This is a genomic window from Polyangiaceae bacterium, from assembly GCA_020633205.1.
GTDB lineage: Bacteria > Myxococcota_A > Polyangia > Polyangiales > Polyangiaceae > JAHBVY01.
The window spans coordinates 280,212-303,478 of record JACKEB010000012.1 but is presented as its reverse complement, the minus strand read 5'-3'; the positions used below and the strand labels follow the sequence as shown (position 1 = coordinate 303,478).

Below are 23,267 nucleotides of genomic sequence, written 5' to 3'. Positions count from 1 at the left end.
TCCCCGCAGCAATTCTGGAACTCTGCGCGTCGGACCGAGCGCTACCTGCTCGGCGACCTGGGGCAGATTCGGGCGGTCATCTTCGTCGCCTTGTGCATGGGGCTCAGACGGTCGAGCGCGCGCGCTCAAATCGCAGGAGCAGCCCCTTCAACCGAACGGACCAGCCGATAGCACCGCTTGACCACCAATAAGTATTCGCTTATACGTTTTGAGTGAGCGCGAACCTCGACCAAGTCTTCAAGGCTCTCTCGGACCCAACGCGAAGAGCCATCTTCGAACGCCTGGCGCGCGGCGAGAGTCCCGTGAAAGAGCTGAAAGCTCACTTCGAGATCTCTCAACCGGCCGTCAGCCAGCACCTCGCGGCGCTGCACGAGGCCGGGTTGGTCGCGCGACGCCAAGAAGGGCGCCTGACCCACTATCGCATCGCGAAGGACGGCTTGGCGCCGCTCGTGAACTGGCTCGAGCACTACCAAGCCTTCTGGAGCGACCACCTTCCCCGACTCAAGGCACTAGCTGAAAGCCTATCCGATGACTGAAGCAGCAAGCGAAACCGAGACCACCAATAGCCACACCATCGAGGTCGACTACTTCATCGATGCTCCGCCGCCTCGCGTGTGGCGCGCGCTCACCGACCCCAAGCTTCTGGCGGCCTGGCTGATGGAAAACGACATCCGCGCGGAAGTAGGTCATCGCTTCACCTTCCGCGCAAAGCCGATGCCCGGCTGGGACGGCGTGGTGCAGTGCGAGGTGCTCGAGGTCGATGAGCCGCACCTGCTTCGCTACAGCTGGCGTGGCGGCTCGGAGGAGCACCGCCTCGACACGATCGTAACCTGGCGGCTCCGTCCCGCGGAAGATGGCGGCACCCGTCTGCGCTTGGAGCACAGCGGCTTCAGGCCTCAAGACGCCTTCGCCCTCGAAGGCTTGGCTCGCGGCTGGCGCGGTAAGGTCGCCGAGCGCATCACGGAGCTACTAACCAGCGAGGGCTAGCTTTGCTGACTGAACGCGGCGGACAGCTCCGCGCACTGACCCTCAAGCAGTTTCCGCGCGGCTGAATCGAGCTTCCGTCCGCCCGTCCAACGCTCATCCAGCGGCAAGAACTCACCGGAGACGAGGACGATGGACACACGGTGGGTCGTGCCACTCTCGAACAGGCTGCCATCGTCGGTCGAGGGGAAGTGCCAGAGAACCCAACCCTCGCCTTCTCCGGTCACCTCGAAGGTCTCCACGCCTTGGCTCTCCGCGTCCTCCTCGAGCTCCTTTGCCATCGCCTTCGCGTACTGGCTTGGCTTCTTGAACGCCTTACCGGCTTCTGCCTCAGCGGCGATCAGAAACTGAGCGCGGTCCAGTTTCGAAAGCCCATCGAGCTCGTCGGGCCCGTACGCCGTGCCCGTTGACTTGAAGCGGAAGCGAGATGCCGAAGCCGCCTTCGACTGCTTGGGTTTGATCGCTTTCGCTTTGGGACCGACCCGCTCCGCGTGAGCGCGCAGCGCCGCGTCGATGCTGGGGATCTTCTTGCGCAACTTCTTCCAGGCCTCATCCTCGAGGGGCTCGTGAGGCTTCTGACGGTGCTCGACGTAGTAGTGCTGCAGGATCCAGGGCGCCAAGTCCGGCACCAGACGCAGGTGGTTCCACTCGAAGTCGTACATCGAGACGTCACGCCCAGTCGCGATTAGACGCTCGAAGTGACGCTGGAAGAGCGCGGTGCGCCGGTCGTTGGGGATACGCTTGAGTACGGGGTGCAGCGACTCCCACTCCCAGGGGTGCACCAGCGCGTCGTACTTCGGATCGAGGATCTCGCCTTTTTTCAGGTACTCCACGAACCTCGGCAATAGCCAGCGACCAACCGAGTTCTCAGGCTTGGAGACTGCAACGTCCAGCACCTCCTGGACGACGGAGATCCCCTCTTTCGCGCGCCGACGGTCGATCTCTTTCTCCGCGGAAACCATGCTCTTGTAGCCCGATTCTAGGGCTGTGAACAGATCCTCCGGCGATCGGGTGCGCGACGTGTACACCCGCGCTCCGTCCTGCTTTGCGCCGTCCTTCTTTTCGGCGCTGGCGCCCTTGGGTGCTGAGTTCGGCTTTGCTGCTGCCTTTTGCTTCGGGGCGCCCTTCTGCTTGGAGCCCTTGGCTACGACCTTCTTCGCCTTGTCCTTGGATCCCTTCGCAGCCTTCTTCCCGCCGGCCTGCTTGCTCGATGCCATTCCCCCCCTTTCGCTCCGAGAGGCTAAGCCAGGACCGCAAGCGCCCGACAAGAATTCGGCGCTGAGGGTGTTGAGTCGGAACAGCCACTACTTGCAGCGGCCCCGGCAAGCGCTGTTTTTCCGCAGGGGAATCACCGTGCGCTTTCAGGCCCAGAGGCTCCGCACCACGGGCGTTTGGCGGCAACCAAGCACCGCTGAGACGGACTGGTGGGGAGGCAACCAGTCCTGCAAGGCTCACTCGGTGGGCTGACGCTTTGGGGTCACCCAGATATTCAGCTCCGTGGCCTTGCGCACGCTCTTCGATTCGTCCGGAGACAACGAGACCAGCACCGAGTGCTTCTCATTCGAGTAGGTGGTGGAAGTGAGCTTACCGGTCTTGCTGGTTCTCAGCTCGGTGTAACCCGCGCTGACGAACGCTAGGCGGATCTGAAGTTCGCGCTTCTGCTGCGCCTCTTCGCCCCCCCAAAACTCGAGGCTGATGTCGTCAGCGTGCGCGGAGCAAACGGTGTCCTGGCTGATGTCGATGGGAAGGGTGTGAGCGAAATCCGAGCGTTGACCAGGGCCCTGCTCGCAGGGCCGTCCGCAGGCAAGCGCCGTCATGGAAAGCGAAAGGAAGGAGAAACGGGTCAGGATTCGCGAGGTAAGTCTCGTGTGCATGGGCGCGCTTTAGCGCGGCTACGCGGTGCTGCACGAACGCGAGCCGAAAACGAGCCAACAAGTGTCTCCACGTAGCAACACACTCCGGCTTTCAGCATTTCGCGCGCCGCGTTCATCACGCAGCGCAACTGAGCTGGCGGGTCGCCGACAACGGCTGAGTGCGCGCTCGCGGTCACAAGAAGAAGGGAAAGCGACAGACCGCGCAAGCTGACGCCCGCGCTACGACTCCTCACGATCAGCTCTTCAAAGCGGTGTTCTCCAACCCGCGACATGCGGCAGGTGAGATCCGTTACCTGCTTCCAAGCGCCCTCGTTCGCGCGCTGAACTGGAAGACACTGCGACTCGAACCGGGCAGCTTCGTCGATCGAAAGCTACGACCGAGTGCTTCCGACTTGCTCTTTTCCGCGCGGCTCGAAGGATCGGTTGATCGCCTCGGTCTATATATTCTGGTGGAGCATCAGAGCACCCCAGACCCGCTCATGACGCTTCGCATGCAGCGCTATGTCGCGTCCGCCCAGCTCTCCCTCGCAAAGGACAAGCAGCGCGTACCGGTGGTGCTCCCAATCGTTGTAAGCAACGCGGAGGGTGAATGGCCTCATGCCACCGACGCCCACAGCTTGTTCCGCCGCGAGCTGGACAGTTTTCCGGAACTCGCCCCTCACATCGCGCAGCTGAGCATTCTGCTGGATGACCTCTCGGCCAGCAGCGTGCAACAAATCCTACGTAGGAAGCTCACCCGCGTGGCCCTGCTCACGCTGTGTTGGATGCGCGACGCACGGAGCTACCCCCGTTTCATCAAGGCGTGGCCACTCTGGCTACCTGAACTTCGCCGTCTCCACACCCGAGAGCGCACGGCGTTCCTCTTGCTGATCGAGTACTTCATGGCCCTACATCCCGAAATGACCCGAGAGAGACTTCGTGGCAGAATCCAAGCGGAGGCCCCGGAGATGGAAGAAACGTTCGTCAGCGCCGCCGAAGAATGGTTCGCCCGCGGACGCGCAGAGGGCGAAGCAAAAGGACGCGCAGAGGGCGAAGCAAAAGGACGCGCAGAGGGCGAAGCAAAAGGACGCGAGCGTGTGCTGCGCGAACTCCTGGAGCAGCGCTTTGGTCCACTCCCGCGCTGGGCCGTGCAGCGCCTGCGCAAGGCAGATGCGCTGGCACTAGACGAACTGAGTTCCCGCATCCTCGTGGCAACGTCGCTCAGAGACGCCTTGGGCTGACTACAAAAAGCGAAACCCCCTCCAGCTGGCGCGTGAGCGAAGCGAGTCGCGTCCAGCTAAGGAGGGGGCAAGCCTGGGCTCGCCCAGGCTTGGGGGGAGGCAGCCAATCCTACCTCCCTGCCCTGTCAATCGCCTCAGTTCGTGGGCGCCTGAGCTTCCGCTTCCTTCTTGGCGATCTCGTCCAGGTACGCCTGGCTCGGCTCGGGCATGCGCTCGAGCGCCGCTTCCAGCACCTCTTGGGCTGCCTCCCCCCGGCTCGCTCAAACGCTGCGCAGCACCACACCCCACCTCGCTGCGCCGCCCCCTCCCGGCGCCGGCCCGACTCGCTTCCGCTCGCGCGCGCGGGCGGAGGGGGGATTCACCCGAAATTTCGCAACCCTGCGGATGCGTAACCAGTGCCCTTCTGATGCTGGTATTCTGAAGGGTGCTGTGCACGACGAGGACCTGTACGAGATCCTGCAAGTCAGCCGGACCGCCGAACCGGAGGTGATTGTCGCCGCGTACAACCGCCTCGCCCGGAAGTATCACCCCGCAGAGACTTCGGTCGCGGACGCCCAGCAGCGGCTCAAGGAACTCAATCGAGCTTTTGAAGTCCTAATGGATCCGCAGAAACGCGCAGACTACGACCGCAGACACTGCGCGCCTAACGAAAGTCCCGAGTCGAACCCTGCGGCCCGGCAGCCTGACGCTAGTCCGCACCCCTACTATCAGTACGCCTACCCGCAGCAGCTTCCCAGTCCGAGAAATCAAGGCTTCTCCGTCGACGGATGCCTCAAGGCCATCGGCGTTGCGACTCTCGTGGCCATCGGCTTGGTAGTTCGTGGCTGCTTCTATTTCATGGATGAGCCGGACCCGAAGCCGACCCTTGCAACCAACCCGCAGGCAAAGAAGCAAGCGTGGTCCAATCCGTCAGAAGTCTGTGTTGCCAACACCCAGGGCGAAGGTGTGTATCTTAGAAGCCTCCCTGCCCCTGCCTACAAGACCGGCTCTGCGTATCCAGAGGGAACCAAGTTCTCGGTCGACGATGAACGGGAGTGTCACCCCGGCAGCGAAGATTCGGGCGCCTTTTGCGCCGTGGAGGCCCCAGATGGGACTACCGGCTACCTTCCCTCCCGGTATGTCGAATACTGCGACTATCGATAGTTTATGGAGTTCGGGCACCGCAAACCCGGACAACTTGAGATGACTGACTTTGAAAAGTGGCCACGCCTGTTTCTCGACAGTGCCGAACTCATCCACATCTCGCAGAGTCGCGTGGATTCCGGTCTGGTTCGCGAACTCCTGACCACGGTAAGGAAGCGCTACGTAGTGCTTCTGATCAGCGTCGAGCACATGCTTGAAGCATTACCGCAAGGAGATACGACGGCAGTCCCCCGACTCGCGGATACGCTTGAGCAGTTCGAAATACGAGCTTTGGTCACCAAGGCGCCCCACGACATCGAGCCCACCCTCATTCCCGACACGGATATCGAGATTCAGTTCGTCTCGAACATTCGCGAAGTCCTCATGTCACCCGCTGCGCGGTCTCACCTAGACTCCTTGGACGCTGGGTTTGCGCAGATTCATGAGGCGATCGTCAACGCGCGAGCAAAGAAGCATCAGGCACCGATGTCCAGGGTGCCCGCCCGGCACGCGGAACTCTATCGAGACGCCCTCGAAGCTCTGGCACGAAACGGCGACCCGAGTGACCCGTCGCGAATCGTGGCCGCAAGCGCCGATGCCTCCGGCACTGCGCTCACGCCAGACGAGGAACAACGCCTGTCAGCGGCGCTCGCACCTGTAGCCGAGTTCGTTGCGAGCGTACGCCCGTTGTTGGAAGACCCGGACCTTCGCCGGCGACTCGCAAACAAGATTCCAGTTAACAGCCCGCTCCTGGGCATATTCTCACCGGGAACCCATCTCGCTTTCCAGCTGTCGCTTCATCGCGCGGCAGATCCGAAGCGGCGTACGACACAAAGCGACATCGTCGACGCATTGCACGTGATGCACTTTCCCTACGTGGATGTGGCAACGTGCGATCGAAACGTTCTTGCGGGCATCCAAAGAGCCCTCGGTGACATCACCGGACCCCGAATCCCAAAGGTGTTCAGGAACGGCCAGCTCACTCAGGTTGTTCGTGCAATTCACGAGCTCCCATTTCCTCACGGCTAAGCGACCACGAAGGTCCCAGAAGCCACAAAAAAGCGAAACCCCCTCCAGCTGGCGCGTGAGCGAAGCGAGTCGCGTCCAGCTAAGGAGGGGGCAAGCCTGGGCTCGCCCAGGCTTGGGGGGAGGCAGCCAATCCTGCCTCCCTACCCTGTCAATCGCTCAGTTCGTGGGAGCCTGAGCTTCCGCTTCCTTCTTGGCGATCTCGTCCAGGTACGCCTGGCTCGGCTCGGGCATGCGCTCGAGCGCCGCTTCCAGCACCTCGTCGAGCTTGTGCACCGGGACGAACTCCAGGTCGTCGCGCACCTCGCGAGGCACCTCTTCGAGGTCCGCCTTGTTCCTTTCCGGGAGGATCACACGCTTGATGCCGGCGCGGTGAGCCGCAAGGGTCTTCTCCTTGAGGCCGCCGATGGGCAGCACGCGCCCGCGCAGGCTGATTTCGCCGGTCATGGCGACGTCGTGGCGCACGCGGATCCCGGTGAGCAGGCTGACGAGCGCCGTGAACATGGTCACGCCGGCGCTCGGGCCGTCCTTGGGCATGGCGCCCGCGGGGATGTGGATGTGGATGTCCGACTTGTCCATGAAGTCGCGCGGGATGCCGTACTTCTCGGCGTTGGTGCGCAAGTAGGAAAGCGCGGCGTGGGCGCTCTCCTTCATCACGTCGCCCAGCTGACCGGTGAGCTGGAGCTTACCGGTGCCGTACATGCGCGTGGCTTCCACGAACAGGATTTCACCACCGACGCTGGTCCAGGCGAGGCCCGTCACGACGCCCGTCTCCTCGGTGCGCTCGGCGACTTCGCTCGTGTACTTGATGGGTCCCAAGTACTCGCGGAGGTCGTCTTCCGTCGACACCTTGCGCGGCTGGTCGTCGCCCTCTGCGACCTTCACGGCCACGCCACGGATGACGCTCGCCACTTGGCGCTCGAGGCTACGCACACCGGCTTCCCGGGTGTAGTGCTCGATGATCTCCTCGACGGCTTCGTCGGTGATCTCGAGCTGCTCTTTCTTGAGGCCGTGCTCCTCAAGCTGCTTCGGGATCAGGTGTTGCCGCGCGATGGCGAGCTTCTCGCGCCGCGTGTAGCCGGGGATCTCGAGGATCTCCATACGATCGCGGAGCGGAGGCGGGATGGGGTCGGCGACGTTGGCCGTGGCGACGAACATCACGCTGGAGAGGTCGTACGGGATCTCCAGGTAGTGATCGGCGAAGGCGTTGTTCTGCTCCGGGTCGAGCACCTCGAGCAGTGCCGCTGACGGATCCCCACGGAAGTCATGACCGATCTTGTCCACCTCATCCATCATGAAGACGGGGTTGATGGTGCCGGACTTCTTCATGCCCTGGATGATCTGACCCGGGAGCGCGCCGACGTACGTGCGGCGGTGACCACGAATGGCCGCCTCGTCGTGCACGCCGCCGAGGCTGATGCGCACGAACTTGCGTCCCAGCGCCCGAGCGATGCTGCGCCCGAGGCTCGTCTTACCGACGCCAGGCGGACCAAGCAGACACAGGATGGGGCCCTTCTTGTCGGTCTTGAGCTTGCGCACGGCGAGGTACTCGACGATGCGCTTCTTGACCTTCTCGAGGCCGTAGTGGTCCTCGTCCAGCACCTCACGGACCTTGGCGATGTCCATGATGTCCTGGGTCTGGTTCTTCCACGGCAGATCCAGGATCCAGTCGAGGTAGGTGCGCACGACGGTGTACTCGGCGCTGCCCACCTGCATGGTGCGCAGGCGCTTGAGCTGCTTCTTCGCGACGCTGTCCGCCTCGCTCGGCAGATCCGCCTTGGCGATGCGGTCTTCCAGGCCGTCCAAGTCGCCTTGGTCGCCGTCGTCTTCACCCAGCTCTTCCTTGATCGCCTTGAGCTGTTGACGCAGCACGTACTCGCGCTGGTTCTTGCCCATCTCCTCCTTGATCTGGGAGTTGATGCGCTCACGCATCTTGAGGATCTCGAGCTGGCGGGTGAGCAGGCGCAGTACCTTGCGGATACGCTCCTTGACCTCGACGGTCTCGATGAGCTGCGCCTTCTCTTCCACCGGCGCGTCCAGGTTGGCAGCGACCAAGTCGGCCAGCGCCCCAGGCGCCTGGATGGAGTCGATCAGCGAACCGGCCTCGCGTGGCAGCTCCGGCATCAGCTGGATCACTTGCTTTGCGACATCGCGCAGGCTCATCGCAAGCGCCTCGGCCTCCACGTCTTCCGTGGCCGGCCCCTCGATGCGCGTCACCTTGGCGCGCAGGTACGGGTCCTGCTGCAGCATGCCGTCGAGGCGAATACGCGTCAGGCCCTGGAGGATCAGCGAGTAATTGCCCGAGCTGTGCTTCAGCGCCTTCAACACCCGAGCAGCACAACCGACGGGGTACAAGTCCTCCACTGACGGGTCGTCGGTCGAGGGATCGCGCTGGGCGAAGATCGCGATCACGGGAGACGGTAGGTTGTGAACGTCCTCGACCAACGCGACCGACTTCTCGCGGCCGACGTCGAAGGGCGCCACCGCGCCTGGGAACAACACCGCGTTGCGGATGGGCAACACGGCGAGCTCGTCTCCGAACTGAATTTCCTCTTCTGTAGGAGGTGCGGGCGTTTTCTCGTCGCTCATAAGTGGTGAGTCCTTACTCCTGGATGTCCCGACTGACTCGATGCCGTGCTCTGCGCCGGCGTTTGATTTCGGTGAAGCGTTGCTTCGAAGATCTTTCTGGCTTGAACAGTCAGACGGCCACCCTGACCGCGTTTTCACGCGTTCGCGGGATCAAATCAAGCTAAGGCTGCGACTGGCACGCGCCACCGCGCACACCGACGAAAGCTGCGAAAACGCACTTATCCCCGCTGACTCGGCGCGCGAATTAAGGCGTTTGGCCTGGTCCGTGATGCCGACGCCGGTGCCATGGAGTTTGGGGGTGAGGCAGATATGGATCACCACTCTTCAAGCGGCACTTTCGGCTGCCTCGAGGCCGTCCCGGTGGCGGCTGCGCGACTCGAGCGGCGCACCTCTCCCCCAACCCCAACGAGAAAAGTCGCGCACGAACGCACACATAGCGAGTAAACATGCCGCGTGACGCGAAGTGTGTTTTTCGGGACGCCACCAATTGCGGTGCCTGCACTGAAAGCGCTGGCTGAGACGACGGAGCTGGTCGGCGTGGTCTGCCAGCCGGATCGTCCGGCAGGGCGCGGAATGAAGTTGACGGCTCCCGCGGTGAAACAAGCCGCGCTCGAGCTGGGCCTCGAGGTGCATCAGCCCGTCAAGGTGAAGACGGGTAATCTGCATGAGTGGCTCGCTGAGCGTCAGGTCGACGTCGCCGTGGTGCTGGCGTACGGGCGCATCTTGCCGGACGCGGTGCTGGCGGCGCCACGGCTCGGCTGCATCAACCTGCATGCGTCCCTGCTGCCGCGCTATCGCGGCGCAGCGCCGATCAACTGGGCGATCATGAACGGCGAAACGGAGTCTGGGATTTCACTGATGCAGATGGACTCCGGCCTCGACACCGGCGCGGTGTACTGCACCCGTGCGCTCGCTATCGCCGCGGCCGAAACAGCGGGCGAGCTCGCAGAGCGTATGGCGGCGACAGCGGCCGAAATGGTGCGCGAGGATCTACCGCGCGTCGTCGCTGGTGAGATCGCGGCAGTGCCTCAGGATGCAGAGCGCGCAACCCATGCGCCCCCGCTCGAGAAGGCCGATTTGCTGGTCGATTGGGTTTGGGACGCGGAGCGAATCGTCAACTGGGTGCGTGGCTTATCTCCCAACCCGTGCGCGCGCACGACACTTCAGGGCAAGACACTCAAGCTTCAAGAGGCGCGTGTGTGCGCGGCGGACTGCCCAAGCGGAGCCCCGGGCGAGGTGGTGATCGCGGACAAATCAGGTCTCGTCATCGCCTGCGGAAAGGGCGCGATCGAGCTGACGCGAGGGCAACTAGAAGGTCGCAAGGCGCTCGGTGCCGTTGATCTGGTCAACGGTCGAGTGCTCACGTTGGGCGCTCACCTCGGAACCTAGTCTCCTACTTGATTGCAAGTGGGGCAGCCCAGTGCGCTAAGCTTTGTTCCGAGGAGTCCAGTGACTGAGGGGGCCAGCACGGCAGACCGGTTGATCGAGGAGATGCGCGAGGAGTTCCCCGCGTTTCGCATCGTTCCCAAAGCTGGAAGCTCGCTGAACCTCGCCATCGATCGGGCGCTCAAGCTGCTGACGCTGGGCGGTCAGAAAACGTACATGACGGAGTACTTCACCGTCTTGGGCGACACGCTCTACACCCCTCCAGGTTGGGAGCAGATGACGTCCGAGGCCAAGGTCGTGCTCCTGCGCCACGAGCGGGTGCACCTCCGCCAGCGGCGGCGTTACACCGGGCCGGGTATGACGTTTCTCTATCTGCTGCCCTTCTTGCCACTCGGTCTGGCTTACGGAAGAGCGCGAATCGAGTGGGAAGCGTACGCGGAAACCCTACGCGCGACCTACGAAGTCTACGGCGCTGGCAGCGCACGAGACCCCGAACTCAAGCGCAAAATAGTTGGCCGCTTCACGGGTCCGGCATACGGGTGGATGTGGCCATTTCCGCGCCGCGTAGGACAGTGGTACGACCAAGTTCTGGATGAGTTGGAAAAGGCCGATGAGAGTCGCGAACGCTGAGGAGCACAGCAGACCTCGGCTCCTGAAGGAGTATCGCCGGTGAGTGGACCTGTCGTAGGCATCGATCTTGGAACCACGAACACCGTGATCGGTGTGGTCCAAGATGGCCAGGCCAAAGCCATCTCCGATGGCAGCGGGGACCGGCTGATCCCGTCAGTGGTGTCGTTTCATCCCGGCGGAAACGTGCTCGTGGGCAAGCAGGCGAAAGAGCGCCGGCTCATGGACGCGGCCAACACCATCTACTCGGTGAAGCGCCTGATCGGCCGCTCTTGGGAGAGCGAAGAGGTCAAGAAGGCACGCGCCCGTTTCCCCTTCGAGATGCGCGAGGGCCCGGGTCAGGCTGCACTCGTAGTAGCGCGCGGCGAGACCTACACGCTGCCCGAAATCAGCGCCTTCGTGCTGCGCAAAGCCAAGGCGATCGCAGAAGAGGCCCTCGGCGAGCCGGTCGAACGCGCCGTGATCACCGTGCCTGCGAACTTCAACGACTTGCAGCGTGCTGCGACCAAGGTTGCGGGGCGCGTTGCTGGCCTCGAGGTGCTGCGCATCCTGAACGAGCCGACTGCCGCCGCGCTCGCCTACGGATACGGTAAGGGCAGCACCGAGCGCATCGCCATCTACGACTTCGGCGGAGGCACGTTCGACGTCACCCTGCTCGATCTGTCCGGCAACGTGTTCGAGGTGTTGGCGACCGCTGGCAACACATTCCTTGGCGGAGACGACGTCGATCTGGCCCTGGCGGAGCGCATGGCCGATGCATTCCTCGCCAAGCACCGCCTGGATCCTCGAGACAATCCCCAAGGCTTCGAGCGCCTGCGGGCGGCCGCGGAGCAGCTAAAGATCGACCTCTCGGGGCAGCCTCGCGCGGCGGTCAGCGTCGAAGAGGTGGCCCACGGTCCCGGCGGGCGCGCGCTGAACCTGGATTTCTCGATGACACGCCGTGAGTTCGAAGATCTCGCGGCGCCGCTGATCCAGCAGACCTTCGACACCTGCCGTGAGGCGCTTGGCATCGCGCGCCTCGAACCCAAGGACTTCGACCAGGTCCTGCTCGTCGGCGGTTCCACGCGGATCCCGCTGGTCAAGCAACAGGTCGAGGCGTTCTTCGGCCGCCAGGCGATGGAACACATCAGCCCGGACGAAGTAGTCGCCATCGGGGCGGCGATCCAGGCCAGCGCTCTGACTGGCGCAGAACGTCGCCGCGCGGAGATACCGCGCCCACCGCTGCCCGCCGCCCGTAAGAGTCAGGCCCTCGCGCAAACGATGCAGATCCCCTCTTCGGGGCGCAAGAGCGAGCCGCCGCCGCTGCCCAAGCGCCGCACCAGCCCCGGCGTCCGTCCCGGGGCACAGACCTCGCCCGGAGTGCTTCACGACAGCACGCCAGGGAAGCCGAAGACGCAGCCCCCCGGCCGGCGGCGCGACCAGACGCAGCCGCCGATGGTGATCCAGCCGCCGGAGGGCATGCCCCAAGAAGGAGTGCCCCACACGGCGGACGGGCCTGGCGCGACCCGCCGCCGTCAGACGACGGGCATGGGCCTCGGTGGACCGCCACCTCCTCCTCGCACCGTGGGTGGGCTGGGTGCCCGAGGGCGCGTGCCAACTGGTTCGGGACTCGGTCCTGCCGCCGAGCAAGCCCGACGCGTGCCGACGGGCTCTGGGCTCGGCCCCGCCGCCGAACAAGCACAGGGGCGCCGGGTGCCCACAGGTTCTGGACTCGGTCCGCCAGATCTACCGCGCAAGCGCATGCCCACCGGGGACTACGGCACTCCGGGTCCGGCAAATCGCCAACGCATCCCAACCGGACAAGGCCTGGGTCCGAGTGTTGATGCCGCACGGCAACGTATCCCAACCGGTCGCGGACTGGGTGGCGAAGTGCCCGCCGGTCCGACCATGGTGTCCGCCTCCGAAGAGGCAAAAGCTGCGATCCGCGCATCCGAGAAGGGTGAGCGCATCTCCGTGGTGGACAGCAACTGGCAAGACAATCCGCCGCCGCTGCCCTTGGTCGGTGTCACGGACCACGAGCATGACGATCTGACGGTCCCGGCAACCGAGGCCATCGGCTCCGAGGCTGCACGCAAGTTGGCTGAACAGGCCCTCTCCTCCTCGCCCAAGGCGTCGTCGGCACCAGAGACTGCACCCGCTCCGGTACGTCCATCAGCGCCGGACACTGCGCCTGCACCGGTCCCGCAATCAAACGACGAGCTACGGGCGAAGTACGGCAACTTGCCGCTCATCATGCCCGGCGCGAGTCCAGCGAAGCCGATCGACAAGCCGACGCTCGAGTCTTCGCAAATGCCCGACCTCGGCGACCTAGCCGACGCCGCGCTGGAGGATGCCCTCGAGTTGCCCGTCGAACCTAGAGCTCCCAAGCCCGGGCTCGGAGGCACGCTGATGCTGTCTCCGGAAGCGGCGGAGCAGGCACGCCCGCCCTTCGAGAGCGCCGAGAGCCGCACGGCAATGGAGCTGCGTCAGTACGCGGCGCCGACGTCGACCGATGAGGTCACCCTGGTGCGCCAAGCACCGACGCCACCCAACGCGGCCGGCTTCGAGTTCGAAGACGCGCTGCCAGTGCCCGACGTACCTGGTGCTCTGCCGCCGCTCGCGCCAAAGGATCCGTTGAGCGAGACGGTGCGGCGCGAAGTGCCGCCAGGCCTTGGTCAGACCCAGGCGCTCGAGTCCCCGCGCCGCGCGCCGCCCCCCCTCGGGCGCACCGCACAGCTGGACCAACCAATTAACCTCGCGGAAACGACCAAGGCCGCGCAGAGTCCGTTCCATCAACCTGAGGCGCCACCGGCGCGGCCTCCCCTGGCGACCACGATGGGCATCGGCGCGCCCTCGGATCCTGTGATTCGAGACATGCCCGCTCCCCCGCATCCAAGCGTGCTCGGAGCCCCAGCCCCCAGAGCAGCGTCTCCCAGCAGCCCGCTCTTGGTCGACGTCACGCCCCTGAGCCTCACCGTCGAGACGGTGAGCGGCTACTGCGATCGCGTCATTCAACGCAACACACCCGTGCCCTGCGAAGAGACCCGCCAGTTCGTGACGGCCAGGGACAACCAGACCGCCGTGCGCCTGCGGGTGAGCCAGGGCGAGTCGTCGCGCTTCGAGGACAACACGCTGCTAGGCGAACTCGAGCTGCTGGGCCTACGGCCCGCACCTCGAGGCCAGGTGTCGATCGCCGTCACCTTCGCGCTGGACACCAACGGCATGCTCAACGTTTCCGCGCGGGATACTCAAACCGGGCAAGCGACGAGCGCCGTGATCCGCTTGGTGGGGCTACCCGACCAAGACATCCAGGCCCTGCAGGCGCGCCAGCAAGCGCACCCGATGTGAGCGAAGGCGTTCGGCAATGGATTCCCCCGACGAAGATGAGTTCATAGAACGCTTGGAGGCGTGGGGCGATGTGCTCGACGAGTCCACCTACTACGAGCTCCTGGGAGTGCTCGACATCGCTGACGAGCGCTCCATCAAGCAAGCTTTTCATGAGTTCGCTTTGAGTTTCCATCCGGATAGTCATCTGGACGGCGACCCAAAGCGCTTGGACCTCGTGCGGCGCGTATTCAAGCGCGGCGCGGAAGCCTACCGTGTGCTGATGGATCCTGGCCTGCGCTCCAAATACGATCTGGCGCTAGCCCAGGGCCACCTACGCCTGGAGGCGGGTGAAATCCCTCGCACGGCACCCACCGGCGACAGCGGCATCAAGACACTGGAAGACATCTGCAAGACGCCTTCCGCCCGCCTCTGCGCCAGCCGGGCTGACGAGTACCTGAACGCGGGCGACATGGACTCAGCCAAGCGCGAGTTGAAGCTCGCGCTGTATCACGACGGAAACAACAATCCCGACCTCGAAGAGCGAATCGACGCCATCGACCTGGCGATGTTCGCAATGGGCGACTAGCGGCGCCTGCCAGCGCTCCCCTCCCCCAAAGAAACACACGCGACGCGTGAACGGGGCGCCCCACACCTTCGAGCTTGTTCGCTCGCTGGCGTGAGCAGCGCCCCGCAATGCAGCTGTCTTGGAGCGGTCAGGCGCCCATCGGGTGCCACACCGTTTTGATCTCCACGAAGCTCTCGATGAAGCTCGGGCCCTCGGTGCGTGTGTCGTACCAATCGAGTTCTTCGAAGACGCGACGCTGCACGCGCTTGACGTTGTCTGCCGCGAACTCCTCGAGCTTCTTGGCTTGCTCGCCGTCGACGTTCCACAAGTCCACCGCGCGCACGCCCTTGTGGCGCACGAGCGGCTCCGCCAGCTCGTCTCGCGTTCCCGTGAGGATATTGATCACGCCACCTGGGAAGTCACTCGTGGCGAGGCACTCAGCGACGGCAACCGCCGTGCGCGGGTCGCGATCGCTCGCTGCAACGACACAGGTGTTGCCACTGACGACTACCGGACACACCGCGCCAATCAGCCCAAGCAGGCTTGGGCGCTCTGGCGCGAGGATGCCGACGACACCGACGGGCTCCGGCACGGAGAAACCAAAGTGCGGCCCGGCAACGGGGTTGCTCGAGCTGAGGAGAGACTGAAACTTGTCTGCCCAGCCGGCATAGCAGACCACACGATCGATCGCCGCGTCGACCTCCTGGGCAGCCTCGGAGCCGCCCGGAGTGCTCCCGTTTTGACCCGCCGCAGCCCGCGTCAGGCTCTGCTCGAGCTCGCCACGACGTGACTCCATCACTTCCGCGAGGCGATACAGGATCTGACCGCGGTTCATCGCCGTGCGCTTGCGCCAGCCGGAGCCAGCACCAAGCGCTGCCTTGACCGCGTCGCGCACGTCCTTGCGGGAGGCACGACAGAAGTTCTCTGAGCCGTCTTGTGTCACCAGATACCGCCCCGATTCGCTGCGCACGAAAGCGCCGCCGACGTACATCTTCCAGGTCTTCTTCACACCGATGCGCGCCGGGTTGGAGCCCGGACGACGGCGGTCAGCCGTGGGATCCCTGCGTTCTTCGCTCATGACTTCCTCCAAGCCCGTCAGTCGATGTTGAGGTACGCGGCCAACCCGTGGCGGCCGCCTTCGCGGCCGAAACCGCTCTCTTTGTAGCCGCCGAAGGGACTCGTGGCGTCGAATTGGTTGTAGGTGTTGCCCCAGATCACGCCAGCTTCGAGCTTGGTGGCGATGTCGAACAGGCGCGCGCCCTTATTGGACCAGATCCCTGCGGATAGGCCGTAGAAGGTGTTGTTGGCCTTGTCTAGCGCTTCAGCTTCCGTACGGAAGGTCAGCACGCTGAGCACCGGTCCAAAGATTTCTTCCTGCGCGATGCGGCTCGACTGAGAAACCCCGGTGAACACGGTAGGCGGGAAGAAGTAACCCTTCTCCGGCAGATCGCACTGGATGCTGAAGCGCTCGGCGCCTTCAGCTTCACCAGCGTCGACCAGGTGCTTGATGCGCTCGAGCTGAGCCTTGGAGTTGATGGCGCCGACGTCGGTGTTCTTGTCCAGCGGGTCCCCGAGACGCAGCGACTGCATGCGATCCTTGAGCTTGTCGATCAGCTGGTCGTGAATCGACTCCTCGACGAGCAGTCGCGACCCAGCGCAGCACACATGACCTTGGTTGAAGTAGATCCCGTTGATGATGCCTTCCACGGCTTGATCGAGCGCCGCATCGGCGAAGACAATGTTCGCCGCCTTGCCGCCAAGCTCCATCGTCATGCGCTTGCCGGTGCCCGCGAGCACCTTCTGGATCTGCTTGCCAACCGCGGTGGAGCCGGTGAAAGCCACCTTGTCGATGCCCGGGTGCTTCACCAGCGCGGCGCCGGTGTCTCCGAAGCCGCTGAGGATGTTCACGACGCCGGGAGGCAGCTCGGCCTCTTCAATCACCTTTGCGAGCAAGAGCGCCGTCAGCGGAGTGGTCTCCGCCGGCTTGAGCACGACTGTGTTTCCGCACGCAAGCGCCGGAGCGATCTTCCACGCGGCCATCAACAGCGGGAAGTTCCAGGGGATCACCTGCCCGGCGACGCCCAGCGGCGAGACGCTGCGGCCATTGAACGCGTACTGCAGCTTGTCTGCCCAGCCCGCGCAGTAGAAGAAGAAGTTGCTCGCCTGAGGCAGGTCGAAGTCGCGGCTCTCCTTGATTGGCTTGCCGCCGTCCATCGACTCCACGATCGCGAACTCACGCGCACGCTCTTGCAGCACTCGCGCGATGCGGAACAAGTACTTGCCGCGCTCGATGGGCCGGAGGCTACTCCATTCGCCTTCGAACGCCGCTCGGGCGGCCGTGACGGCTAGCTCGACGTCAGCCTCCCCGGCGTGGGCGACCTCGGCAATCGGAGCCTCCGTGGCGGGGTTGATGCTCGTGTAATACTTGCCGGACTTCGGCGCCTGCCACTTGCCGTCGATGAACAGCTCGTAGCGGTCCTGCAGCCGCACGTGATCGGGAGATTCCGGCGCCGGCTCGTAGGTCCAAACACCTCCAAAGTTGAGGCGGCGCTCGCCGTGGCGGCGGTTCTGAGAGCTGCCCGATGCTTCGGGCTCGACTAGCTTGATTGTCATCTCACTCAGTCCTTGGAGAAGTACTCGGCGGCCTCGTAGGCGCCGGATTCCAGTTTGGATAGTTGCATCAGGACGTCGTTCAATAGCGAGCTTGCGCCCAGGCGGAACAGATCCGGGGTGAGCCAGTCATCGCCCAACGTTTCCTTGACCAGCACCAAGTAGTGCAGCGCCTGCTTTGCCGTACGGATACCACCGGCAGGCTTCATGCCCGCGCGACGCCCGGTTTGGTAGTAGAAGTCGCGGATCGCCTCCAGCATCACCAGCGTGACCGGGGGTGTCGCTGCGGGCTCGATTTTGCCCGTCGAAGTCTTGATGAAGTCCGTGCCGGCGGCGAGCGCGAGATCGCTGGCGTGGCGCACATTGTCGTAGGAGCCGAGCTCGCCGGTCTCCAGAATCACCTTGAGGTGCACTTCGCCGCAGACCTGCTTTACCGCGGCGATCTCGTCGGAGACCTTGTTGAACTCTCCGCGCAGAAAGGCGCCGCGATCGATCACCATGTCGATCTCGTCCGCACCATCACCGATGGCGCGCTTGGTGTCTTCGAGTCGCACGTCGAGCGCAGACAATCCGCTCGGAAATGCAGTCGCAACACTCGCGACATTGACCCCAGAATCGCCCAGCGCGCGCTTGGCGACAGCGACCAGCTGTGGGTACACACACACCGCGGCTACGGGGCCAAGATTCGGGCGAGTGGCGTCTGGCAACAATGCCTTGCGGCAAAGGGCTTGAACCTTGCCTGGGGTGTCCGACCCCTCGAGCGTCGTCAGATCCATCATGGAAATGCTGAGCTCCAGGCCCTGGCGCTTCGCCTGCTTTTTGATGCTGCGCTTGGCAAGGGCCGCTGCGCGCGCTTCGACCGCCACGCGATCGACCGCTGGCGACGGCATCATTTGGGGCAAGCGCCCGCGCCCTTCCTGCTCGTGCTTGGTGACTTGCATGTTCTTTTCTTGGTTTTTGGGGGGAGGTCCACCGGGTGCACACCCCAGTCCGCCTCCACTGACGAAACGCCGGAAACCCGGGCGAGCGCTGAGACTACGCCGGCTCGAGCCAGGGTGGTTCGACTGAGCGTCGGGAACGATCGCAAAAAATCTGCACATCGTGCCCAAGCCGAAGCGCTGGACGTGGTCGAAGCATGAGTGTTCCGGGCTAGGCCTGTCCCACGCTGCCGTTCCAGCAGGAAAAATCCGTTCGGCGTCGAGCGGTGTACCACCCCTCCGCACATCTCGCGGAAAAATTCTGCTGAATGGCCCCAAGGCGGGTTTCAGGCAGGATGGAATGAGGGGTCATTGGTGATACAAGACCAGCGTCTGGTTCCGCTTCGTCCAAGCCAGGACCGACATCGATGCGCCGAGTCTGGGCTGCCCGTCTCGACCGGTTCGTCATCCGCTGCCTCCCCAGTAGCTGGCCGCTCCCTCACGGTTCAGCGCGTCACACCAAGCCGCAACAACGTGCGGCTCCGCCCCAGCCTCCGCGCCCGGGCAGGTGTTGGGGGAACGCAACACTTCAACAAGTGTCGCCAGATATCTCAAGACCTTCAGAAATCCTCGTACGTAACCTGCAAAGACCCACTACCCGCTGGTAATATCTCGAGTTGGTATGGGAAGGCTCTCAGAGCCGGCTCCGGTCGGAGTTTCAAGAGTCCCCAACGGTCGTTTTTTTGGTACGCGCATAGCGCACACAGTCTCAATGGCTCCGTCCTTTGGAGCTTCAAGTCTCACCCGCTCCGGTTCTTGCGCCTCAGCGCGCCGGCCCACGGAGCTCGCTGGCCCTAGGATCGTGGGAGTCACCCAGATCCCAAAACACGAGAAGGATCAACGTGAAGATCACCTGTCCCTCCTGTAGCGCGAAGTACTCAATCGCCGACGAGAAGGTCGCGGACCGACTAGCCAAGATCCGCTGCCGAAAGTGCGGGACGACCATCGTGATCGACGGCAAGGTCGACCCCGCGAACGTCTACGCAGCAGACGCCGCCCCAGATGGCGCGGACGCTCCCTCCGATGCCGACTCGGGTCCCGCACCCGGGGAGTACTCGGTCGACTTTGGTGACAACGACCAGCGCAGCATGAGCCTCGACCAGCTGGTCGCCGCTTACAATGCCGGCGAAATCACCGCGGACACGTACATCTGGGCAGACGGAATGGACGACTGGCGTCCGCTCGGCGAAGTGGACAGCGTGGTGAGCGCGCTCCACGCCGGTTCGGCTGCACCTGCAGCGTCGGCGCCCTTGGTCAGCGCACCAAGCAGCCCCTTCGACACCGGCGCGAGCGCCAGCCCCTGGGCGAACGAAAGCCCCAAGGCGGCCGCTTCCGCAGGGACTGCAGACCTATTCGGCGGCTTCGACTCGGCGGGTAGCGAAGAGGATGTCACGACCAGCGCACCGCCGGACGAGGCCCGCGCTGCAGCGCCCGCCGCAGCCGCGGCGACTGGCGCACGCAACGAGTCAAGCGTGCTGTTCTCACTCAGCGCTCTCACCTCGGCTGCCGAACAGGCGCCGGCTGGTGGTGGCGGTGGTGGTGGCCTGTTGGGCGGCGGTGGGCCATCGAATTCCTCCGTGAAGGAAGACTCGGGCCTGATCGACCTCAAGGCGCTCACCTCGCAGTCCTCAACGGACAAGCCCGCAGAGAACCCCCTGATGGGTTCGTCGCCGCTTGGCTTCGGAGCTCCGCTCGGCCTCGGTGCTCCCCTGGGTGGCGGCATGGAGCCGACGGTGGCGCCCAGCGCCGCTCCAGCACCTCAGGCGAAGAGCCGTAGCGGGATCTACATCGGCGGCGGCATCGCGCTCGCGGCGTTGGTGATCGCGGGCGCCATCGTGTTCGCTTCCGGTGGCAGCAAGGAAACCCCTGCCGCGCCCGCTGCGCAGCCTGCGACGACCGCGGAGAACACCGCAAAGCCGGAGGAGACGGCAGCCCCCGCGCCCACTCCCACGGTCACGGCCGAAGCACCCGCGACGGGTACTGCAGAGGCCGAGAAGGAAGCTCCGAAGGAGGAACCAACTGCTGCAGCCGCTGCAGCCCCGGCGTCCAAGCCTGCATCAGGTGGCGCAGTGGCCGCCAAGCCCAAGCCCGCCTCGACGGCCGCAAGCAAGCCGGCGACCACCAGTACGCCGGCCGCTACCAGCAAGCCGGCCGCTACCAGCAAACCCGCGACCAAGCCGAAGAAGCCTTGCAACTGCCCGGCTGGCGACCTGATGTGCGCCATGCGCTGCCGCGCTGGTTGATCGCGCGCCGGTAATTTCCGAGCGGCAACCACTGGTGCCAACGAAGCCCCGCGCTCGCCAGCGCGGGGCTTCTCTCATTTCGCGCGAACCACCAGCACTACGCGGTCAGCCGCGAACCAGCAACACCACGCGCTCAAGCGCGAACCAGCAACACCGCGCGCTACGGCCGCTGCTCACTTCACGAGCGCGACGGGGACGCCAAGCTCGATGTAGCCCCGAGGCGCGGCGAACTCGTGGACGGCGCCTCGTCGATCGCTCAGGCCCGTCCTCAGCAGGCCATCCGCGCGGATCAGGGTGAAGGGCGCGCGTGCCGCCGGTTTCGTTTGCCCCAGGGGCACCACGAACACCGTCACCGGCTCCTCTGTCGACGGGATGGGCTCTGCCGCTTCCTCACAGGCAACGGCGACCTGACTGCTCGGATCGCTGCTCTCGCAGAGCACCAGCGCGCGACGATCTTCCGCGGACGGTTGGACATCGTAGAGCAGGTTTGCAGCCTTGGAGCGGACCACGTCCGAGGCGTCGTCTCGCAGTAGCGCGCGCTCAGGCTCGCCTGGGCAGCGCTGCCCGAGCAGGCGCAGCCCGGCCAGCGCGTTGGCCCTCACATAGGCGCGCGCATCGCTGAGCACGCCGCACAGCTTCGGCTTGGCGTCGCTCTTCGTGCGCTTGGCCAGACGGGCGTAGGCAGCCGTGGCGTTCGCGGCCACCGCGGGATCCGAATCCGCTACGGCCTTCCACACCGCGCCGGCGTCTCCGCTCTCTGCGACGCCACCCAGGGACCAAACGGCGTTGGCTCTCACCGCTGCATCCGGGTCCTTCGCCAGCTCTAGCAACGCCTGCCGAGCCTTTGGGTGCCGGCTGAGTACCTCTGCCAGTTTCGCCCGATCCACCGCGGCGGCGCCTCGGGTGAGCTTGACGAGGCGCTGCGTGGTGTTCGGCAATGTGTTCCGCCCTAGCGCCTCGAGCAGCGCGTCGCGCTCCGCTCCCCGGGTCCGCGCTAAGGTGGAGAAGGCCCGTTCGAGCACTCGTGCGTCCTTGGTGTGCTCGAGCGCCCCTCCGAGAGCCAACGCGAGGGCGCCGCGATCCTGCTCGGCGCCCTTGTCGAACTGTTCAAGCAGCTTAGAAGCGCTTTTCCCTGAGGCAACACGACTCAACGCCACCGCGGAGGCGAGGCGGACGGAGCCGTGCTCATCCCTCAGGGCGTCGATCAGTACGCTGTCCGCTTTGGCCGGACCAAGCATCCCGAGGCTCTCGATCGCCGCCACGCGCAAGCCCAAGTCGTCCGACTTACGCGCGAGGGGCAGCAGCACTTGTGCCGCTCGAGCGGAGCCGGTGCGTCCAAGTAGCGCGACCAGGGCGCGGCGCTCGTGCTTGTGATCCCGCGCTGCCTGCAGCGCTTCGCGGATCGGACCCACGGCACGACCATCAGGCTTGCCAGGATCCAGGAGCTTGCCCGCTGCATCAATCGCGGCCCGGCGCACCACGGGTTCGTCGTCGGATAGGAACGCCAACACGACTGGCAAACCCAGCGGACTCTTGAGCTCAGCCAACCCGAGCATGCCCACACGCGCATCGACCACGCCCCTGCGAAGCGCGTCGACGATCACCTGATCGCTCTTGGCGCCTTTGCTCTCGACCAAGGCCGCTGCACAGCCATTCGTCAGCGTCCGGTTGGTCTGTCCCGTTAGGCATTGGACGAGCTTGGCGGTCGCGGCATCCCCCATACGCGCGAGAGCCTGAATCACGCTGCGCTGATCGGCGCTCTGGGCGAGCTGGTCCATCAACGCGTCCAACGCGCGCTCGCCCCCGACTCGCGACAGCGCGTTGACCGCGGCGACTCGCACGTCTTGCTGATCCAACAGGGCCTCCACGATGGCGAGGGTCGCGTCCTGCGCCTTGAGCGCCCCGAGCGACTCCAGCGCCTTGATGCGTACCTCGCGCTCCGTGTCCCTCAAGGCGAGGATCAACGCGCTCACCGCGCGCTTGTCCCCAAAGCGTCCAAGAGCACCCGCCGCAGCTATTCGCACTGGTCCACGGCTGTCCTGGATCTTGCCGATGATCGGTGCGACGGCGCGCGCGTCCCCCAGCTCCGTCAACGCTTCGATCACTGCCTCGCGAACGTCGGGGTGCTTGTCGTCCAGGTGCCCAAGCAAGGGCATCACGGCGTCTTTCTCTGCGGAAGCACCCAGGGCGCGAGCAGCGGCTACCCTCACCCCCGGATCCGGATCACCCAGCACGCGCCCAAGCGGCATGATGGCGTTCTTGGAGGGAGAGATCGCGAGCACCTCGCAAGCCACGAGGCGCACGCGCTTCTCCGCGTCGTTCAGCCACCCAGCGACGAGCTCACCCGCACCTTTGGGCTCCAGCTCCAACGCAGCCTGAGCAGCCAGCAAGCGCACTTCGTTGTCTTCGTCTTTGAGCGCCTTGAGCGTGAGACGTCTCCCCACGGCGTCGGGGAGCTCGAGCAGTCGGGTCGCCGCACGTCGGCGCAGGGCGAGCTCCGGCTTCTCCAGGTCTTGCTCCACACGCTCCGCGGTGTTGGGCCAGACAAAAGCGCCGGCTGGCTCCGGACGAGCCCAGAGCAGAAGGCCAAGGCCCGCAACAGCGGCGAGACGGGTGAGCCGACTCCTCATACGCCGCAGAGCCTACCAGAGCCCAGCCGCCGGAACACGACGGCCACCGTGGAAAGCAGCGATTTACACGGGAAACTGCGCATCCGAGGCGCGCGCGCCCCGGCCGAA

At 64.7% G+C, this 23,267-nt stretch carries 17 protein-coding genes; 10 read left to right on the top strand and 7 right to left on the bottom strand.

Annotated features, from left to right (window positions below; translation table 11 throughout):
- Window positions 1–212: 212 nt before the first annotated feature.
- The gene (locus H6718_13375) at window positions 213–536 is read left to right on the top strand and encodes a winged helix-turn-helix transcriptional regulator (GenBank protein ID MCB9586388.1); all 324 of its coding nucleotides are present in this window, start codon (window positions 213–215) and stop codon (window positions 534–536) included.
- Entirely contained in the window at window positions 529–987 is a 459-nt protein-coding gene (locus H6718_13370; protein ID MCB9586387.1) for an SRPBCC domain-containing protein, read from the top strand. Before H6718_13375 ends, H6718_13370 begins: the two co-directional genes overlap by 8 nt.
- On the opposite strand, the gene H6718_13365 is transcribed toward H6718_13370, so the two are convergent.
- Together H6718_13365 and H6718_13360 are read right to left on the bottom strand one after the other, a co-directional pair.
- Window positions 984–2,201: a hypothetical protein gene (locus H6718_13365; GenBank protein ID MCB9586386.1), complete on the bottom strand. Its 1,218-nt coding sequence runs from the start codon at window positions 2,199–2,201 to the stop codon at window positions 984–986. The genes H6718_13370 and H6718_13365 overlap by 4 nt on opposite strands.
- 234 nt (window positions 2,202–2,435) lie before the next feature.
- Complete coding sequence (locus H6718_13360) at window positions 2,436–2,858, bottom strand: hypothetical protein (GenBank protein ID MCB9586385.1); 423 nt, start codon at window positions 2,856–2,858, stop codon at window positions 2,436–2,438.
- A 158-nt stretch (window positions 2,859–3,016) separates the two neighbouring features.
- Here H6718_13360 and H6718_13355 point away from each other — a divergent pair, with 158 nt between their 5' ends.
- From H6718_13355 to H6718_13345, 3 genes are all read left to right on the top strand, one after another.
- Window positions 3,017–4,078 carry an Rpn family recombination-promoting nuclease/putative transposase gene (locus H6718_13355; protein ID MCB9586384.1) on the top strand — a complete coding sequence of 354 codons (1,062 nt, stop codon included), beginning with the start codon at window positions 3,017–3,019 and terminating at the stop codon, window positions 4,076–4,078.
- 384 nt (window positions 4,079–4,462) lie between these two features.
- Complete coding sequence (locus H6718_13350; GenBank protein MCB9586383.1) at window positions 4,463–5,221, top strand: DnaJ domain-containing protein; 759 nt, start codon at window positions 4,463–4,465, stop codon at window positions 5,219–5,221.
- A gap of 39 nt (window positions 5,222–5,260) precedes the next feature.
- Window positions 5,261–6,229 carry a hypothetical protein gene (locus H6718_13345; GenBank protein MCB9586382.1) on the top strand — a complete coding sequence of 323 codons (969 nt, stop codon included), beginning with the start codon at window positions 5,261–5,263 and terminating at the stop codon, window positions 6,227–6,229.
- Window positions 6,230–6,385: 156 nt separating this feature from the next.
- Here H6718_13345 and lon read toward each other — a convergent pair whose 3' ends face one another.
- The gene (gene lon / locus H6718_13340; protein MCB9586381.1) at window positions 6,386–8,815 is read right to left on the bottom strand and encodes an endopeptidase La; all 2,430 of its coding nucleotides are present in this window, start codon (window positions 8,813–8,815) and stop codon (window positions 6,386–6,388) included.
- Window positions 8,816–9,268: 453 nt separating this feature from the next.
- On the opposite strand from lon, the gene H6718_13335 reads away from it, so the two are divergent.
- The 4 genes from H6718_13335 to H6718_13320 are packed head-to-tail and all read left to right on the top strand — an operon-like array spanning window position 9,269 to window position 14,720.
- Window positions 9,269–10,204 carry a methionyl-tRNA formyltransferase gene (locus H6718_13335; protein ID MCB9586380.1) on the top strand — a complete coding sequence of 312 codons (936 nt, stop codon included), beginning with the start codon at window positions 9,269–9,271 and terminating at the stop codon, window positions 10,202–10,204.
- A gap of 60 nt (window positions 10,205–10,264) precedes the next feature.
- Entirely contained in the window at window positions 10,265–10,831 is a 567-nt protein-coding gene (locus H6718_13330) for a hypothetical protein (GenBank protein MCB9586379.1), read from the top strand.
- A gap of 39 nt (window positions 10,832–10,870) precedes the next feature.
- A complete protein-coding gene (locus tag H6718_13325) occupies window positions 10,871–14,155 on the top strand; it encodes an Hsp70 family protein (GenBank protein MCB9586378.1) in 3,285 nt (1,094 codons plus the stop codon).
- 16 nt (window positions 14,156–14,171) lie between these two features.
- Window positions 14,172–14,720 carry a DnaJ domain-containing protein gene (locus tag H6718_13320; GenBank protein MCB9586377.1) on the top strand — a complete coding sequence of 183 codons (549 nt, stop codon included), beginning with the start codon at window positions 14,172–14,174 and terminating at the stop codon, window positions 14,718–14,720.
- A gap of 127 nt (window positions 14,721–14,847) precedes the next feature.
- Here the strand turns inward: H6718_13320 and H6718_13315 are convergent, their stop codons facing one another.
- From H6718_13315 to deoC, 3 genes are all read right to left on the bottom strand, one after another.
- The gene (locus H6718_13315; protein ID MCB9586376.1) at window positions 14,848–15,690 is read right to left on the bottom strand and encodes an aldehyde dehydrogenase family protein; all 843 of its coding nucleotides are present in this window, start codon (window positions 15,688–15,690) and stop codon (window positions 14,848–14,850) included.
- 104 nt (window positions 15,691–15,794) lie between these two features.
- Window positions 15,795–17,312 carry an aldehyde dehydrogenase family protein gene (locus H6718_13310; GenBank protein MCB9586375.1) on the bottom strand — a complete coding sequence of 506 codons (1,518 nt, stop codon included), beginning with the start codon at window positions 17,310–17,312 and terminating at the stop codon, window positions 15,795–15,797.
- Between the two features lie 5 nt (window positions 17,313–17,317).
- Window positions 17,318–18,250, bottom strand: a complete 933-nt coding sequence (deoC, locus tag H6718_13305) for a deoxyribose-phosphate aldolase (GenBank protein ID MCB9586374.1) — start codon at window positions 18,248–18,250, stop codon at window positions 17,318–17,320.
- Between the two features lie 878 nt (window positions 18,251–19,128).
- Here deoC and H6718_13300 point away from each other — a divergent pair.
- Window positions 19,129–20,529, top strand: coding sequence for a zinc-ribbon domain-containing protein (locus H6718_13300; GenBank protein ID MCB9586373.1), 1,401 nt, complete (start codon window positions 19,129–19,131; stop codon window positions 20,527–20,529).
- Window positions 20,530–20,702: 173 nt separating this feature from the next.
- Here the strand turns inward: H6718_13300 and H6718_13295 are convergent, their stop codons facing one another.
- On the bottom strand, window positions 20,703–23,159 hold the full coding sequence (locus tag H6718_13295) for a HEAT repeat domain-containing protein (GenBank protein ID MCB9586372.1): 2,457 nt from the start codon (window positions 23,157–23,159) through the stop codon (window positions 20,703–20,705).
- Window positions 23,160–23,267: the final 108 nt, after the last annotated feature.

What these genes read in the sequence shown, in the direction of transcription:
- H6718_13365 (MCB9586386.1), bottom strand. Translation starts at nt 2,201, where the DNA reads ATGGCATCGAGCAAGCAGGCCGGCGGGAAGAAGGCTGCGAAGGGATCC.
- deoC (MCB9586374.1), bottom strand. Translation starts at nt 18,250, where the DNA reads ATGCAAGTCACCAAGCACGAGCAGGAAGGGCGCGGGCGCTTGCCCCAA.
- H6718_13350 (MCB9586383.1), top strand. Translation starts at nt 4,463, where the DNA reads ATGCGTAACCAGTGCCCTTCTGATGCTGGTATTCTGAAGGGTGCTGTG.
- H6718_13310 (MCB9586375.1), bottom strand. Translation starts at nt 17,312, where the DNA reads ATGACAATCAAGCTAGTCGAGCCCGAAGCATCGGGCAGCTCTCAGAAC.
- H6718_13315 (MCB9586376.1), bottom strand. Translation starts at nt 15,690, where the DNA reads ATGTACGTCGGCGGCGCTTTCGTGCGCAGCGAATCGGGGCGGTATCTG.
- lon (MCB9586381.1), bottom strand. Translation starts at nt 8,815, where the DNA reads ATGAGCGACGAGAAAACGCCCGCACCTCCTACAGAAGAGGAAATTCAG.
- H6718_13370 (MCB9586387.1), top strand. Translation starts at nt 529, where the DNA reads ATGACTGAAGCAGCAAGCGAAACCGAGACCACCAATAGCCACACCATC.
- H6718_13345 (MCB9586382.1), top strand. Translation starts at nt 5,261, where the DNA reads ATGACTGACTTTGAAAAGTGGCCACGCCTGTTTCTCGACAGTGCCGAA.
- H6718_13360 (MCB9586385.1), bottom strand. Translation starts at nt 2,858, where the DNA reads ATGCACACGAGACTTACCTCGCGAATCCTGACCCGTTTCTCCTTCCTT.
- H6718_13295 (MCB9586372.1), bottom strand. Translation starts at nt 23,159, where the DNA reads ATGAGGAGTCGGCTCACCCGTCTCGCCGCTGTTGCGGGCCTTGGCCTT.
- H6718_13320 (MCB9586377.1), top strand. Translation starts at nt 14,172, where the DNA reads ATGGATTCCCCCGACGAAGATGAGTTCATAGAACGCTTGGAGGCGTGG.